This window comes from Acetobacter ascendens, assembly GCF_001766235.1.
Lineage (GTDB): Bacteria > Pseudomonadota > Alphaproteobacteria > Acetobacterales > Acetobacteraceae > Acetobacter > Acetobacter ascendens.
Genome location: NZ_CP015164.1, coordinates 101,631 through 117,913 on the forward strand (window position 1 = coordinate 101,631; position 16,283 = coordinate 117,913).

The 16,283-nt window shown below is 51.9% G+C and carries 13 protein-coding genes, 2 pseudogenes and 1 riboswitch; of the genes and pseudogenes, 3 read left to right on the forward strand and 12 right to left on the reverse strand.

Translation table 11 applies throughout. From position 1 onward, the window contains the following. Positions 1-12: 12 nt before the first annotated feature. Positions 13-651, reverse strand: coding sequence for a 5,6-dimethylbenzimidazole synthase (bluB, locus tag A4S02_RS00520; RefSeq protein WP_070322631.1), 639 nt, complete (start codon positions 649-651; stop codon positions 13-15). Next, on the reverse strand, positions 648-1,637 hold the full coding sequence (gene cbiB, locus A4S02_RS00525; protein ID WP_070322632.1) for an adenosylcobinamide-phosphate synthase CbiB: 990 nt from the start codon (positions 1,635-1,637) through the stop codon (positions 648-650). Before cbiB ends, bluB begins: the two co-directional genes overlap by 4 nt. Here cbiB and cobD point away from each other — a divergent pair. After that, positions 1,636-2,754: a threonine-phosphate decarboxylase CobD gene (gene cobD, locus A4S02_RS00530; RefSeq protein WP_070322633.1), complete on the forward strand. Its 1,119-nt coding sequence runs from the start codon at positions 1,636-1,638 to the stop codon at positions 2,752-2,754. The two genes, cbiB and cobD, sit on opposite strands and share 2 nt — an antisense overlap. On the opposite strand, the gene A4S02_RS00535 is transcribed toward cobD, so the two are convergent. Beyond that, the gene (locus tag A4S02_RS00535) at positions 2,751-3,584 is read right to left on the reverse strand and encodes an adenosylcobinamide-GDP ribazoletransferase (protein ID WP_070322634.1); all 834 of its coding nucleotides are present in this window, start codon (positions 3,582-3,584) and stop codon (positions 2,751-2,753) included. The two genes, cobD and A4S02_RS00535, sit on opposite strands and share 4 nt — an antisense overlap. Continuing rightward, positions 3,581-4,630: a nicotinate-nucleotide--dimethylbenzimidazole phosphoribosyltransferase gene (gene cobT / locus A4S02_RS00540; protein WP_070322635.1), complete on the reverse strand. Its 1,050-nt coding sequence runs from the start codon at positions 4,628-4,630 to the stop codon at positions 3,581-3,583. The genes A4S02_RS00535 and cobT overlap by 4 nt, the downstream gene beginning before the upstream one ends. A 61-nt stretch (positions 4,631-4,691) precedes the next feature. On the opposite strand from cobT, the gene cobU reads away from it, so the two are divergent. Next, entirely contained in the window at positions 4,692-5,246 is a 555-nt protein-coding gene (gene cobU, locus A4S02_RS00545; protein WP_070322636.1) for a bifunctional adenosylcobinamide kinase/adenosylcobinamide-phosphate guanylyltransferase, read from the forward strand. 14 nt (positions 5,247-5,260) lie between these two features. On the opposite strand, the gene A4S02_RS00550 is transcribed toward cobU, so the two are convergent. After that, positions 5,261-6,571, reverse strand: a complete 1,311-nt coding sequence (locus A4S02_RS00550; RefSeq protein ID WP_204251308.1) for an MFS transporter — start codon at positions 6,569-6,571, stop codon at positions 5,261-5,263. A gap of 85 nt (positions 6,572-6,656) precedes the next feature. On the opposite strand from A4S02_RS00550, the gene A4S02_RS00555 reads away from it, so the two are divergent. Continuing rightward, positions 6,657-8,111, forward strand: a complete 1,455-nt coding sequence (locus tag A4S02_RS00555) for an NAD-dependent succinate-semialdehyde dehydrogenase (protein ID WP_070322638.1) — start codon at positions 6,657-6,659, stop codon at positions 8,109-8,111. Positions 8,112-8,216: 105 nt separating this feature from the next. On the opposite strand, the gene A4S02_RS00560 is transcribed toward A4S02_RS00555, so the two are convergent. From A4S02_RS00560 to A4S02_RS00590, 7 genes and pseudogenes are all read right to left on the reverse strand, one after another. Continuing rightward, positions 8,217-9,488 (reverse strand): c-type cytochrome, encoded by a 1,272-nt coding sequence (locus tag A4S02_RS00560; RefSeq protein ID WP_228142413.1) that lies wholly within the window; start codon positions 9,486-9,488, stop codon positions 8,217-8,219. A 39-nt stretch (positions 9,489-9,527) separates the two neighbouring features. Beyond that, complete coding sequence (locus tag A4S02_RS00565) at positions 9,528-11,165, reverse strand: GMC family oxidoreductase (RefSeq protein ID WP_070322640.1); 1,638 nt, start codon at positions 11,163-11,165, stop codon at positions 9,528-9,530. Positions 11,166-11,186: 21 nt separating this feature from the next. Continuing rightward, positions 11,187-11,862: pseudogene (locus A4S02_RS00570) on the reverse strand (sorbitol dehydrogenase family protein). 112 nt (positions 11,863-11,974) lie between these two features. Beyond that, positions 11,975-12,298: pseudogene (locus A4S02_RS00575) on the reverse strand (DUF2147 domain-containing protein); the annotation flags it as partial. A gap of 187 nt (positions 12,299-12,485) precedes the next feature. After that, entirely contained in the window at positions 12,486-13,871 is a 1,386-nt protein-coding gene (locus A4S02_RS00580) for an IS1380 family transposase (RefSeq protein ID WP_070322584.1), read from the reverse strand. 57 nt (positions 13,872-13,928) lie between these two features. Continuing rightward, positions 13,929-14,108 (reverse strand): DUF2147 domain-containing protein, encoded by a 180-nt coding sequence (locus tag A4S02_RS00585; protein ID WP_070322641.1) that lies wholly within the window; start codon positions 14,106-14,108, stop codon positions 13,929-13,931. Between the two features lie 42 nt (positions 14,109-14,150). After that, positions 14,151-14,388, reverse strand: a riboswitch (cobalamin riboswitch). 77 nt (positions 14,389-14,465) lie between these two features. Next, positions 14,466-16,058 carry a carbohydrate porin gene (locus tag A4S02_RS00590; protein WP_070322642.1) on the reverse strand — a complete coding sequence of 531 codons (1,593 nt, stop codon included), beginning with the start codon at positions 16,056-16,058 and terminating at the stop codon, positions 14,466-14,468. Positions 16,059-16,283 lie beyond the last annotated feature (225 nt).

Consider the following 16,283-nt stretch of genomic DNA (forward strand, 5'->3'; position numbering starts at 1 on the left):
GCAACACATGCTTTAGCGTTGAATCCAGCGCCTTCTGGCAGGGTTACGCTTTTCCCACCCGCGGCGTTCAAGCTCTGGCGTGCTGGCATGTTGTTCAGGAAAGCCAACACATAGGTAGGCCAGAAACTGCCAGTTGGGTTCTACGCTTAAAGCAGTATGTGCTTCCTGTGGACTAAGGATGGAAACCCATCCTACCCCAACACCATGCGCCGTGGCAGCTAACCAAAAAGTGTGAATGGCCATAACAGCAGACCATGTGGTGGTTTGCGGCATGGTAGCCCGGCCGAGCCCGCGCCCCTGTTGGGGGTTGGTTTCACAAAATACAGCAATATGGTGTGGAGCATCATCCAGTCCGGCAAGTTTTAGCCGTGCGTAATGCTGGGCGTCTTTTCCTTCTCGCCCTTCCAGTTCCTGCGTGTTGCTGCGCATAAAGTTCTGACGGATGGCATCACGCCGGCTCGCATCATTTACCAGCACAAAGCGCCATGGTTCGCTCAACCCGACAGAGGGGGCCAAGCAGGCTGTTTCCAGCAGTTCATTCAACACAGGTGTTGGCACAGGTGTTGTACGAAAATGTCGCACATCCCGTCGCCATATAAGCAGTTGCTCTAATTGGTTCTGAAAGGAAGGTGAGAAAAAAGGTGTTGTCATGCCTTTATCATGCAGCCAATAGCGGCCAGCAGCAACCCACCTATCAGAATACCACAAGCCCTGCGGTAAAGGGTAAGGCCGCGTTCCAGATCATGCAGGGTGGCGGTTGTGGTGCCTTCTCCAATCCACCCATCATCAACCACAGTTCCTGCATAATTACGGGGGCCGCCAAATTTTACGCCAAGGGCGGTGGACAGAGCTGTTTCAGGCCACCCCGCATTAGGCGAACGATGACGTTTGGCATCTCGCCAAATGGTAGACCAAATCGTACGCCACTGTGTGGGAGGGGTAGATAGTAAGATACATACAGCGGCCAGGCGGGAAGCTGGCAGATTAATCAGATCATCCATTTTGGCGGCAGCCATGCCGAATGCTGCATAACGTGGGTTAAGATGACCGATCATGCTATCTGCTGTGTTGACAGCTTTATAAAAGACAGTTCCGGGTAAGCCGAGCAATGCAGTCCAGAATAAAGGGGCAACAATGCCATCGGAGAAATTTTCTGCCAGACTTTCCAAAGCCGCACGCACAACGCCGGTTTCATCCAGAACAGATGTATCTCGCCCTACAATTTGACTTACAGCTTTGCGTCCACCTTTTAATCCGGTCTGTTGAAGTGCTGTGGCAACGGCTTTGACATGCACCCATAAAGACTTCTGCGCCACTAACGTGCATGCGGCTACAGCCTGTATACAAAGCATGAAAGCTGGAGGCAAAAACATATAACCAATATGCAGTATAAAGACCGTAAGCCCGACAGGAATACCGGCAAGCAGCAAAAGCGTGAACAAACCGGATACCCGGCGTGCGGTATCTGACCATTCAGGCCTGTTGAACGTCTGCTCCAGCCTGTTTATCAAGAAGCCAATCCACACAACAGGGTGGCTTATTGCAGCAAACAGCGGTGCAGGATATCCGCACAAGGCTTCCAGCCCCGCAGCCATGGCGGCAACGGGCAGGGTTACAGAAAAAGGATAAAGCAGCATGGCAGATGCAGGCGTGCGGGAAAAGCGGCAAGAAGGCAAGGGGTATCCGCCGCAACAGGTGCCTGCAGTTTCTGTGTTGCCTTCAAAAACCTTATCAGCACCAAGCTATATTCCTGCGCATGGCGGGCAGGTGCAAAAAGTGATGCAGATGTTTGCAGATGCACCGCAACCATTTGTGGACCTTTCTACAGGTATCAGTCCCTTTGCTTATCCTGCAAAATTGCCTGATATATCTGCTTTGCGCATATTGCCGGAAGAGGCAGAAGAAATAGCGTTACAATGTGCCGCCGCTACAGCATACGGAGTTTTTGATGCCAGCATGGTGGTTGCGGGTGGCGGAAGCCAAAGCTTGATTGCTTTGTTACCAAGGGTGTTAAAGGCTGAACGGGCATGCATATTGGGGCCAACGTATTCTGGACATGTGCAGGCATGGACGCAGAATGGTGTTCCGGTATCAGAGGTACCGGATTTTCCTCAGCTACAAGTGGTGGCACAGCAAAAAAATACGGTGTGTATTGTCTGTAACCCCAATAATCCTGATGGACGTTTGATACAGGCTTCGCACCTGCTTGATCTGGCTAATACCTGTCAGGCTGCAGGAAGCTGGTTGGTGGTGGATGAGGCTTTTGCAGATATGACCGGCCAGAGTGTTGCTCCCGCGCTGCCACATCCTGCTCTGCTTGTTTTGCGCTCTTTTGGTAAAACATATGGATTACCCGGAATAAGGCTTGGGTTCTTGCTGGCCCAGCCTAACTTGGCAGCATATGCGCGGGACTTGTTAGGGGCATGGCCTGTTAGTACCATTGGGTTGTCGGTTGGGTGCCAAGCCTTACAGGATAAGGAATGGCTAAGGCAGGTTTCAAGCAAACTACGTGCTGCCAGTGCACGCCTGAAAAATTTGCTTACTGAAACAGGCTTAAACCACAAAGGCCAAGCTGTTTTATTTGAGTTGGTGGAGTGTGAGCAGGCCGCCGATTTGTGGCGGCATCTTTGCCAGCAAGGTATTGTAACCCGGATTTTCTCTTACAATGCCCATTGGCTGCGTATGGGCTTACCTGCTTCCGAACAGCAGTGGCACAGATTGGAAATAGCCTTACAGGCTTGGCGTGCACTTTAATAAAAAAATGCAGATAATACAGTCATAATTACACATTCGGTGAGAACGGCGCAGCCTCCCAGAATGTCACCGGTATAGCCACCAAGCTTACGTTTTGCGTATCGGGCTATCAGCAGAGCTATAGTTAAAGCTAGGAGAGCGGGAAGCGCTATAAATATCAGAAAATATGCCGGAGCAAGAAATGCTGGTATTAAAAATACTGTCAGCAAAGTGCAAAGACAGAGTGTTCCGACTAAAGCGACTGCCAGATTTTGCTGCGGTAAAGGGTAAAGCGATCGCGCCAGACCATCAGGCCGGGCCGGTGGAACTGTTTTTGTAACAATTAAAAATGCACCTCGTGCCAAACAGTCGGCAATGCCACATATCAGGCAAGCTAACGCGATGGAATGTATGGATGCAAGCACGCCCGCGCGTATTAAGATTGCCAAACACAAAGCCAACACACCGTAACTGCCAATGCGGCTATCACGCATAATCTCTAGCTTGCGTTCAGATGTTATGCCGCCAGAACTATCAGCCGTATCGGCCAACCCATCTTCGTGTAGGCCGCCTGTTACAAGAATTTGCGCTCCTAAAGCTATACCTGCGGCTGCGAGGGGTGGAATATGGCTAAGTTGCAATACTGCAGATAAGCCACCGGTAAATACTCCAATGCCCATGCCAATAAGGGGCCAACACCAGATAGACTGTGCCAAAGGCCAAGCAGCGGAACTATTTTTGTAGGTAGTCGGTAACAGCCAGCCAACAGGTATCCGGGTAAGAAGCCCAACCCCACAGGCCAGATGTAGCCGTAATCTATCTAATATAGAAAGGGAGCCAGAAAAGGTCATACTTTCTGACTTACAGCGGCTTCTGCAAAAGTAGCCATACCTGTGTGGCAGGCAAGTGCTGCACGTAAGATGGCAACGGCAAGGGCCGCGCCAGAACCTTCCCCTAGCCTGAGCCCCAACCCCAAAAGAGGTTCCAGGCCAAGATAGGAGGCAAGCCGATGCGTTTGCCCCGTTGTGGTGGCGCAGTGTGACAGGCAGGTATGAGCCAGCCCGTTAGGATGCAATCGAGCAAGAGGTGCGGCAGCAGCCGTGCACACAAAGCCATCTAACAGAACCGGTACGTTCTTATACCTAGCAGCCAATGTGGCACCTAATGTGGCTGCCAGTTCGTACCCGCCGACACAACGTGCAGCTTCCAATGGATCAGAACAGGCTTGCTGATGCAGGGTAAGGGCTGCGTCAATAACTGCTGCTTTACGTTTCAAACCTGCATCATCTGCACCGGTTCCACGCCCGGCCCAGATAGTACCGCTTTCCTTAAACAAGGCTGCTGCCAAAGCTGCCGCGGCTGTGGTGTTTCCAATACCCATTTCACCCAGACACAGTAGATCGCAGTCAGATGAAACGGCATTGTAGCCAAGCGTGACAGCTTGCAAAAAATCCTGCTCTGTCATGGCTGCCGCATGGGTAAAATCTACCGTAGGTTGCAGATCATGCACAGGAATAACGTGTAAAGATGCGCCAACTGTTCTGGCTATCTGGTTGATGGCAGCCCCTCCGTTACGGAAGTTACTGACCATTTGAGCCGTAACATCAGAAGGCCAGGGGGAGATTCCTTGCTGCGTTACCCCGTGGTTTCCGGCAAAAACCAAAACATGTACATTTTCCAGCTTTGGCGTGGCATGTTGTTGCCAACCGCCTAGCCAGCTTGTGAGTTCTTCAAGGCGGCCTAAGCTGCCCTCTGGCTTGGTAAGCTGCTGTTCACGCTGCGCAATGGCACTTTGGGCAGTCTTATCTGCTTGCGGCAAATTGCTGCACAGGCTTCTCAGTTCCGGCATGGAACCAAGGTAGAGTGGCGCGTTAGAAAAAGAAGGAAATGATGGCATACCGTTGATTTTGTGCTGTTATAAGGATGTAAGCAAACAAAAATAGTGAGGCGCATATACCATGAGTGTCCTATCTCTCAATCCAACAGAAACAGGGGCACAGGGCACTGTTCTCATTTTGGGGGGCGCACGCTCAGGAAAAAGTGCTCTAGCCGAAGCAATGCTGACAGCTCTGCCATCGCCTTGGATCTATCTGGCCACAGGCCGGGCATTTGATGCAGAAATGCAAGAGCGGATTGAACATCACAAGGCCAGCCGAACAGAACAGGGATGGCAAACGGTTGAAGAGCCATTTGACATTGCATGGGTGTTAAAAACCTATGCGCATTTGCCTGTATTGGTGGATTGCCTGACTTTGTGGGTGACCAATATGTTGCTGGATGACCAAAATATAGAGGAAGCAACACAGCGTCTGTTAGAAGTGTTGCCAGAACGCTTGGCTCCTACCATTCTTGTAGGCAATGAAGTAGGGCTGGGGATTGTGCCGGAAAATGTTTTAGCCCGCCGCTTTAGGGATGAGGCTGGGCGCCTGCACCAGCAGATAGCGGCGCAGGCAGGACAAGTGGTTTTTGTGGCAGCCGGGCTGCCACTGGTGCTGAAAGGGAAAGCTTTATAGCCGTTAGCTCTATATCAGCTTTCAGACTCTGAGTGATCATGCAACACGCGCGGGAAGGCAACAGGGCTGCACAGCCCTAATGCTGTGGCCATTATAACAATACCAACGGCCATGGGTGGCAAGACGGAAAGCCCAGCCGTATTTAAAATCATGCCACCAGCAGCAGAACCAAACAAAATACCCACATTACTGCTGGCGTTTACGGCAGCACCGGCAATGTCAGCCGTGGTGGCGCGACTGCGAATAGCACCAGACATAATGACCGGAATAAGAGCGGCATAACCGGCACACCACAGGCCAACAGCAGCAACCGCGCTCCATCCGCTAAGGAGGGAACCGCAGAGTGAGCCCATGCCGCATGCGGTAATCAGGCCAGCTATCAACAACCCGAGTGCTGGTTTGGAATCCACCATCTGCCCCGCAGCCCATAACCCAAAAATACTCACACCGCCCGTAATCAACAGGGCAATGCTAAGCGCGCTTTCTGGCAACCCATGAGACATCAGCAATGGTGAAACATAGGTGTACAGAAGGTTATGCCCCAGAAAGAACAATGTGTTTACGGCAATCACCACTGCAAAAACCCGCGCCACACCGGGCGTACGGAATGAAGGAAGATGCACGGAACTGGAAGATGCTGCCACCTTGGGCAGAAAAAACGCGATGCACACAGTTAGAATAGCGGCTAACCCCGTAACCACCATCATGGAAACGCGCCAGCCAGCCAACTGTCCAATGGCCGCAGTGCCGGGAACCCCCAGAACAGACCCCAAAGATGTGCCACCAAATACAAAGGAAATGGCACGTCCTGTCATGCGAGGGGGCACCAGATGCGCCGCATAGGCCGAAACAATGGACATCATAAGCGCGTGGGCAGCGCCACCTACGGCACGGCCTAAGCATAGAATAGCAAAGGTAGGCGCCAAAGCGGCAATCAGATTAGAGGCGATATAGCCAATCAGAGCCCAAAGCATGAGTGTCTTGCGGTTGATTCTGGCTGTAAGAATGGTAAGCGGCACCGCCGCCAGCGCTACAACCAACGCATATGCGCTTACTGCCAGACCAGCTTTGCCTTCCGTAATATGGAAGGAATTCGCCATATCTATCAGCAACCCTACGGGGGCAACTTCGCTGGTAATGGCCGTAAAAGTGGCAGCAAATAAGGCGCACAGCCCGATTATTGTCTGACCGGACAGGGTTTTGAAAAGCATGGGCTTTCTACTGATACAACTGAGGGTTTGAAGGATAATAGCCCTGCTCGATGGAACTGAACCGTGCAGGAAGCCATTATGCGCTGGGGTGTATAGACCTCTTTTTTCTTGCATGGCAGTACATAAAATGGTGTCAGCAAAAAAAATCCGGACAAAGGCTCCATGGTGGATGTCTGCCCGTTCTGCTTGAGAGATGTAGATGTCAGAAAAAGAAATACGCACGCAGCTATTGGTGGCCGGGAAATGGCAAGATGCGGCAGATGGGCGTACCATTCCAGTAACCAATCCGGCTACGGGTCAGGTTATTGGGCAGGTAGCTCATGCCTCTAAGGCTGATCTGGAAAAAGTAGTTGCGGGTGCGCAGGTAGGTTACCAAGCATGGCGTAGCCTTACAGCATGGGATCGTTTTGTGATTATGCGCAAGGCGGCAGATTTGCTGCGTGAACGGGCAGAGCAGATTGGCCGCATTATGAGTGAAGAGCAGGGCAAACCCCTTGCTCAGGCGATTATCGAAATCCAGGGCGCTGCTGGCGTTATTGAGTATTTTGGTGAAGAAGGCCGTCGCCTGAACGATGAGCTGGTGCCCCCGCGTGCGCCTTATGTGGAACAGCGCGTGTTGCACCGACCGGTAGGTGTTGTGGCTGCCTTTACGCCGTGGAACTTCCCTATCAACCAGATTGCACGCAAGCTAGGGGCTGCTTTGGGAGCCGGATGTGGGGTTATTGTAAAGGCCCCGGAAGATACCCCCGCTTCTCCGGCGGAACTGATCCGGTGTTTCTGTGATGCTGGTATTCCGGCGGGTGCGGTTTCTCTGGTTTATGGTGTGCCAGCAGAAATTTCTGAGTATCTGATTACTCATCCGGTTGTGCGTAAGATTTCTTTCACGGGGTCTACACCTGTGGGCAAGCATCTGGCAGCACTAGCTGGTGCGCAGATGAAGCCAGTGACCATGGAACTAGGTGGCCACGGCCCGGTTATTGTGTGCCCAGATGCAGATCTGGATGCCGCAGCCGAACGTCTGGCCGCAGCCAAATTCCGCAATGCTGGGCAGGTATGTATCGCCCCCACACGTTTCCTTTTACACAAGGAAATTGCTGCGCCATTTATTGAAAAATTCAAAGCTCAGATGAGCGCGCTTAAGGTCGGCAACGGTCTGGATGAAGGCGTTACCATGGGGCCATTGGTAAATGAGCGCCGCGTAAAGGCATTGACCGAACTGGTGGATGATGCCCGCCAGAAAGGTGCTGAACTTTGGCAGCCGGATATTTCCATGCCGAATGATGGGTGCTTCTTTCCACCCACGTTGGTGTTGAAGCCAACGCTGGAAATGAAGGTTATGCAGGAAGAGCCTTTTGGCCCGATTGCCATTATGGATGAGTATTCTGATCTGGCTGACGCGGTCACGGAAGCCAACCGTCTGCCATATGGCTTGGCGGCTTATGTTTATACACGTTGTGAACGCACGGAACGCCTACTTGGTGAAAAGCTGGAAGCCGGCATGGTTGCTGTTAATCACCATGGCATTGGCGTACCAGAAGTGCCGTTTGGCGGCATGAAAGATTCCGGTTATGGCACGGAAGGTGGGCCAGAAGCTCTAAAGGCACATACCATTACGCGTCTGGTATCTGCTCTGCATGAAAAGCCTTCTTTCTAAGGTTCCAGTTTTCTTTCTGAAGAGCATGTAAAAAGGGCGGAGGGGTTTTAAACCCCTCCGCCCTTTTTGTTGTGTAGTGCAACCACCTTTTATGTGGGGTGGTTGTTATTTGTCTTTATGGAACTGCGCAACTTGATCTGCTGTTACGTGCGGGTCTCCACTACCAAAAGTTGCCATCACATAATTCACGATCTTGGCAATCTCAGTATCGCTCAACCGCTGCACGTCTGAATGCCCACTAAAATCTGGCATAGATACATCGCCAGCTTCAGTTTTGCGCTGTACCCCGTGCAGAATAGTCATGATAAGGTTATCTGGCCGTGCGCTGCCCACAGTAGAGTTATGGAATAGGGAGGGTGCATATTGATCCTTCGTGCCTGTGCCAGTCTGGCCGTGGCAGGCCGCACAGTTGGCATCATACGCGTGTTGTCCGTCCATTTCGGTCAGATCATCAATGCGGGTAGGGGCACTCTGGCGGATATCAAGCGCTTCTACAGCTTGGCCAAAGCTATCTCGTGCCTGATGTTCCATATCATCATCCATAGCTGCTACTTGATGAATATAAGTGGCTATGGCGTGTAGATCCTGATCTGTCAGATGGCTGGTACTATGTTCCACAGCTTCTGCCATGGGGCCTGCTGCCTGAGCATGGTTATTGGCGTGGCCTGTTTTCAGATAGGCAACAATATCATCTTCGCTCCAGTTGCCGATACCGCCGGTTTTACTGGAAGTGATGTTTGGTGCATACCACCCATCCAGCGAAGTGCCTGCCAGATACCTATCTTGCTTTTCACTCAGCATGAAGTTGCGTGGCGTATGGCAGGTACCGCAATGTTCCAGCGCATTGGTAAGATACTTGCCGCGGCGTAGCGGATCATATGTGCTGGAATCCCCGCTTTCTGGCTCTTCCTTGGTGGTTACAAAGTTCCATGCTGCCATTGCGCTACGCATATTGGCAGGAAACACCAGTGTTGTTTCTGCTGGAGCGCTGGCCACAGGTTTTACGCTGTGCATGAACCACACATAAAGTGCATGCACATCCTGATCTGTCATGCCTGCGTAAGAAACATAGGGCATAACTGGGTACAGGTAAGCGCCATCTTTGCGCACGCCGTGGCGTACAGCCTGTTCAAAGTCCTGCTCTGTATATTTGCCAATGCCGTGGTCTGGATCTGGCGTAATGTTGGTGGAAATCACATCACCCATAGGTGTTGCAATTTTCAGGCCACCAGCAAATGGCTGTGAACCAGGCTTAGTGTGGCAGGCAATACAATCTGACGCAGTGGCAATATAGGCCCCACGATCTAGTACTGCCTGATCCGGGGCAGCATCTTCCGCATGCGCTGGTGTCTGGATAAGGGCGCAGACACCAAGCACCGTGCTTGCTGAAAGAAGGACGCGCAGGGTTTGGAAAAATCAGGCATGAGCAAGTTCTTTTTTCAGCGTATCGGCAACACGCAGCGCCAAGGCAGCTACGGTAAGGGTGATGTTGCCGGTGCCAACGGTTGAGAAAACCGAGGAACTGGCAATAAACAGATTGTCGTGGTCATGCGTCCGGCAATGGCCGTCCATTACAGAATCCTTGGGGTCTGTGCCCATAATGGTGCTGCCTGCGGGATGATCCTGCGGGAAGTAGCCAGGGGTCCACTGTTCATCTGTGCCGTGCATCAGCTTGATAAGGTCACGGAAAACATAGCGTGTATGTTCACAACTGCGCACGGTATATTCGGGCAGCTTGTAGTACACTTCCGGGTGCGGAATACCCAGAATGTCTTTATGATCTTTACTGAGTGTGAGACGGTTATCGGGGTCTGGCAGGGCCTCGTTATGGCTGAACAAGCGCACTGTGTGAGAGGCCAGATAGCGGATCTGTTCTTCCAGTTCGCGGCCAACGTACCCTTTGGAAATCGCCAACTGCGTGGCCAGATCCACCTGGTTATCATCCACCATGTGCACGAGGTAGGCCCCACGGTCTGTGCGCCAATTCCCATCACGGAAATTGTCAATCACATTCGTTTCCAGCGGACCACGGCCCGGCCACAAGGCTTGATCACCACTAACGAAGGTAACTTGTACACCTGTATGGTCCATCATGTTGCGGCCTACATGGCCGGAACTGTTGGCAACACCATCCGGGCTTTGCTCATCGGCAGAAAGCAGGAGCAGTTTGGCTGTTTCAATGCAGTGCGCGGCAATAACAAAATATTTGCCCGTAACGCGGTGTGATCCTTTGTCGGGGTCAAAGTAATGCACAGCGGTGACGCGCTTGTTCGCGCTGTCTCGCTCAATCTTATACACCACAGCGTTGGGTATAAATTTAGCCCCGGCGGCTTCTGCATGGTAAACGGAATAGCTGCCGTTATACATGGCCCCAATAGGGCAGATGGGCATGCAGTTATTATGCCCTTCACACGTTGGGCGGTTATCATATGGGCGGGTGTTACGTGCCTGTGGTTCATGCACCACGCGCCACGGCGTTTTTTCCTGAATCAACTTACGGAACTGCTGCGCAGCGTAGGAAATGGGCAACGCATCCATAGGATAAGGCTGTTTGCGGGGGGACCCAAGGTCTTCCACTGCAGGATCCGGCCCGCAAACTCCCATCATGACTTCTGCTTGATAGTAAAAGGGTTCCAGATCATCATATGTCAAAGCCCAATCTCGGCCCTGACCGTAACGTGTTTTCAGTTCAAAGTCTGATGGCAGGTAACGCCATGCACAGCCAGCCCAGTGCCATGTGGTGCCGCCCATCATGCGTAGGTAAACCTGCTGATAGGCTTCGGCATTTGGGCCGGAGGTATGCAGATACTCGTTAGGGGTTTGCTGATCAGGCGGATGCCGAGCCCAAGGCACAGCCGGGAATGGCCCCTGATAAGAGGGTTTGTTTTCCAGATTGCGGAAGTTTTCTACAAAATGCTGACGGTCAACGCGTGGGCCAGCTTCTAGCACAATGACGGAAATACCGGCGCGTGCCAGTTCATTGGCAATAGAACTACCTGCAACGCCTGATCCTACGATCACAACGTCGGCTGAAAGATTTTCTTCGGAGGGCATAAAGCGGGGTATCCCGTAAGATCAGGTCGGTTCGATAACAAGGGCGGAAGCAGAAAGTGCAGGGTGCCCTTTGGGGCGTGCAACTTCTGGTGGCTTGCTTGTCCAGTAGAATGGGCCGCCCGTTGCGTAGGTTTTGGGGTAAACGGCATCCTTGGCGATGTCGAACATCAGGGCAGAGCGGTAAACCACCACCTTGCCATCTGCAATGCCCCGGTACCAGCCGGTTAGAATTTCGTGGATAACATCTTTTAAGCTTTGGATCAGATTTTTCCGCAGCATGTGCAAAGGCTGATGCTGTTGTAAATTTTTCTCGCTCTAGCAGAGTATGCAGGGCGTTGAGTTGGTCTTTCCGATCTGCGTTGGCCTGTACGATATTGGCATACAGGGCAGCACCAATCTGGGAGTTCAGCGCATCTCTATCTGTCAGACGCTGGGATACCAGCATAAAGCGGGACAGATCTTCAGTGTTTGCTGTGGCAGGAATGGTATCCGCCGCAAGGGCTGCACCCGTTGTGCCTGCAACAGAAAGACCAAGGCCGCCTAAAAGTACATCTCGTCGGGACATGCGTAAAAGCTTGTTCAGGCGCATGGCGTTAGGGGATGCACACCACTCCGCTATAGGCTGCCCTTTGTGCGTTTGTCTCATTCTTCGGGTTCTCCCTACAAAGCCGGGCTCCGCCCTGTCGGAATGAAACATTGCGGAGAAATATTGAATTCCAAATTCTGAATGGTTTTATAGAGAAGGTCTGAGCTTGCAACCTGTTATAACGGCATAATACCTATTTTATGCCCTGTTGATGCAGGTATGCTCAGGGGTTAATGCGGCAGTTATTACCTATATGGCCATGAAACGGTTGCCACGTATCTGTTCTGCCAAAGAGTTCCAAACCTAAAAAACCATGCAGTTTTAGGGCACCGTCTTCCGCTACCCATATAATGGCATCGTAAGTATTTTTGCTTTGAGGGTCAAAAATGTGGCCTTTCCAATGGTCATGCCGGTCTTCCATTGGGTGGAAGCCTTTGAGCATCTGAAGGTTACATTCTGTTTTTCTGCGGCCAGAAGCTTCTTCATTTTGTGTTAGGTTTAACCCTATAAGATTTCCGCACATCTTATCGCTACAGGTATGAATATCGACGCGGATTTCTCACACTTGAGGCAATTTCGGGTCATTTTGTAGAATTCAGTCATCCCACAGGAGCCCGATCTGGAATATTGACGATATTCTGCTTCTGGCGGCGGGTTCTGAACGCAGTGAGGGTGTCACGGCCTGAGAAGGCAGTGTTGGTGGAAGCTATGTGGTCTGTGCACTGTCTGTTTCTTCAGATGGCCTGCCGGAGCCTTCGCAATCGTGCATGAGCGAGGGCGAATTCATGCTGACAGGGGAACATGTCCGGCATGGACAGGACAATCCGACGGACGCTGAGCGTTACACGTGTCGCGATTTTGAGCAGTCGTGCGCGTATGGTGCCACAGGTCGCCGTCTCCAGGCTGGTCTGGCCAAGGGCCAGTCTTTGCAGAGCGGTCAGCAGGACATAGGCTGCGGCCGAGAACCACAGCCGGAGCTGGTTGGCCCGGATGGTGTGGGACGAGGTCCTGTCTGAGAACAGATCCATCTGGCATTCCTTGATGCGGTTTTCCATATCCCCGCGTGCGCAGTAAATCTGTTCGTAGAGATGGCGGGGGTCGGACATTCCCTGCGGTAGCGTGGTGACAATGAAGCGATGATAGCGGTTGCCGTGGCGCCATTCGGCCTTGGCCACGACCCGCCTGCGGCGCGTCCAGCTGTCCTTTGTGATCCAGTCAAAGGAGGCGAAACCGCGCGCAGCTCTGCCTGTCGTGGCGGCTTCGTCACGAACCTCAGCGGACAAAGAGGCAATCCGGTCATACAGGCGGGTGTTGCCTGCAAGCCCAAACAGGAAGTCAACGTGGTTGTCTTCGCACCATGTCATCAGACTGTCCCGGGCGAAACCGCTGTCCCCACGCACCAGGATACGCACCCGGGGCCAGCGGCTCCTGATCTGCTCCACGATCCGGCGGATGTCTGCCAGTGCTTCCTTCCCCGGGTCCCTGTCTGCCGTGCGCAGGGTAGCGCTGAGGAGATGGTCCCCGCAGAAGATGTATAACGGCAGATAGCAGTTATGGCCGTAATATCCATGAAAGGCCCGGCCTTCCTGATGGCCATGGATACGGTCATCGGTGGCATCCACATCCAGAACGATCCGGGCGGGTGCGCGCTCATGCTGGTCCATGAAAAGCGTCACGAACAGGGTAGCCAGGGCCTCATGATCAGCAATGATCCGGCAGTAACGATCTGCCTGCTGCCCACTGCGCTCTAGCCGGTTCAGCGTGGATTTTCCTGCCAGTGCCGCACAGTTGGCCCGGCTTCCTGACAGACGTCCCGATACCAGACCCATGACAGGATCATGACGTAAAGCGTCATGGTCATTAAGGTCTTCATAGCCCAGTGCCAGGCCCATGATCCGCTGACGGACAAGGTCTTCAACCCGGTATTCCACAAAGCCGGGATGCCGTTCATCGCGAAAACAGGCAGCAAAGCGGCGGCTGAGCCCCAGAATGTCATCAGCCTGCTTCACCAGAATGACGCCCCCATCCGAACTCATGCGACCCCCGTCAAAACGGGCCACAACACGCCGTCCACAGGAGGCTGGAAACTCATACGCGCCTGCGCTACACTCTGTCTGCATCGGGTTCGTTTATTGCTTATGAAAAATTCTTTTGTGTAAAACAGACTTTTTCATAATCTAACCCGATGTACAACCCTTCTGTGAGATTTCCGCGTCGAACACGCCTTTGCCGTCTTCTGTAATCCATTGTCCCGTTATGGTTGGTGTGGAGGCGCTTTCTGCATGAGCATGAGTAGATAGGCTGCTCCATACAAGAAACAGTGCTGTTAGAAATGAGCTAAAGGCATGTTTGTGCATTTTACTGCCTTATCCTGCCGCTACCGGTTCATCCCGCCCAGTGTTATGTGCCTGATGGAGGCAGGTCTCCTGGCTTGGGGATATGGTGTGTCAGACCTTTTGCCTTCCCAGCCGTGTTACCGGCCAGTGGCTAGCCGTGACCGGCAGCAGGCCCAACTTCCCCTTACAGTTGCGGGAGCAGCTGCCGACTATGAGATTCTGCTTCAATATGAGGCAGAAACCCGTGCACGGCATTCCCTTTCAAGCCGCTTGCGCAGCACCATCCATCTGTTTGAGAATATATTCTAGCAATAAGCGGGCTTGGTGCCAGTATGGGAAAAGCAGGGCAGGTGAGATATTTTTGCGTCTCGCTTTGCTTTATAGGGCGGCAATAACTTTAAGCCCCGCCAGAATCGCATTGGGAATAACCGAGGTTTCTCCAGGGCGCATCATGTATTCAAATTCAGGTGTAATAACCAGGCCTGGTGTGACGGGAATACCGTAATATGCCTCCAGAATCGCAGAATGCGTTTGTGGCCCATTGATGTAGGGTCCAAGCGGAACGCCTGCGGCTTCTTGCATCCGCTGCCCATAGGCCAAACGAGGACTGAGTTGGTAATAGGAATACATCACGCCCAGACGATCCAATGGGCGGTGAGGGATAATGCCCAACAGAGAAGCGCCTGCATAAAATTCGTTTGAGAATGTGGAGTTACTTGGCGTGTTATGAATGAACCCGGCTAACACGTATCCCCCAGCCATTTGATGTTCGCCATGGCTGCGATACACCATTTGGTCTGCCTCTATATAAAATGTATCACGCGGTTTGAGCTTGTGCACATGCACAGATCCAGCAAAAGCGGCGGGAATGGTGCCAACTATATCGGGGTAAGGTGACGTGTCATGCCCAAAGCCAATTTTGTAATGGCCGGGAAGCTTGCGTGTGCCAAAAAATGGTTCCCACGTTAACTCAATAGGGGTTTGAATACCTGTATAAGGTTCATCGCCCCATGCCCAACCTGTGTTATCACGTGCTTTGGGGCCTATGCGATAAATACCCGTGCGCAGGGTAAGATCATGCGTGGGCCGAAAGCGCACTGTGCCGCCCCATGATGTTTTGGGGTAAACGCTCCAACCAGCCGGTTCTCGTATGGCCATGGGCGCAGAACACATGGTCATGAACGTACACAGCAAAATAGAAGTAGAATATGTGTGCGTAAGTGAAATGCGCCCTACATTGATATTGATGCGGTTATTGAGGAAAGATTTTTCCAGATACAGATCTGCCAGACGAGCCGCTGCCGGGCCGTGGATGCTCCATACTTCTGTAAGAAGTACATTTCTTTCCCCAACATGATCCCAACCAACCTGCCGGCCTTCACGGTTCATAACAATACCATGCAGGTACCATCCCTGTAGTGGACTCCAACCGGTTAACTTGCCCAGATCAAACAACATGCTGGCACGAATTTCGTGCGTGTAATCCATACCTTTTGAAAGGCCGCCAGCAAGATTGGCCATGCCTTCACCTTTATATGTTAATTCAAAGGTGAAGCCGTGTTCACTTAATCTGTCACGCCAGGGTTTAAGGCTGGGGGCCAGATTGCCAAAAGCCTGTTCAGCAACAAAATAGCCAGCGCTGATATCCTGCCTACGTAACGCTGTATTATTGTGGTTTAGCAGATAGGAAAGACTTTCTGTATCAAACAAAGCCTCCAGACGTTCTTCTGCTATTGGGCGCTTGTGTTTTTTCGGTGTTTCAGTGTTGATAATAGGTTTTGAAGACAGTTCGGGTTTCTCAAAAGATTTGGCGGGTTCATTCTGCTGGGCGCATGCAGTGGAAGCTTTAAGAGCAATATTCAATGTGAAAAGAACTGTTCCGGCATAGAGTAAACGGGCAATGGATAAAAAATTCTGCCGATAGCATGATCTTTTTTGTTCTGAATTTGAAATGATATCAGTTAAGGGCATCGCCCGATCCTCATGGCGCAAGAATGGCCATTGCCTGCGGTTAGCATGAAGCAACGGCGTATTTCTGAAGCAAGGGGAAAGAAATACAGAGATTAAAGCGAAAGGTGGCTGGCAACTTTCTCTTTAAAAAACAGGTTTTGTAATTTCTGCAAACATTTTCTCGTTTCCGCGTTTGTTTTTATTATTACGAATTATGGAAATTAAATTACGAATAGAAAGATTCAA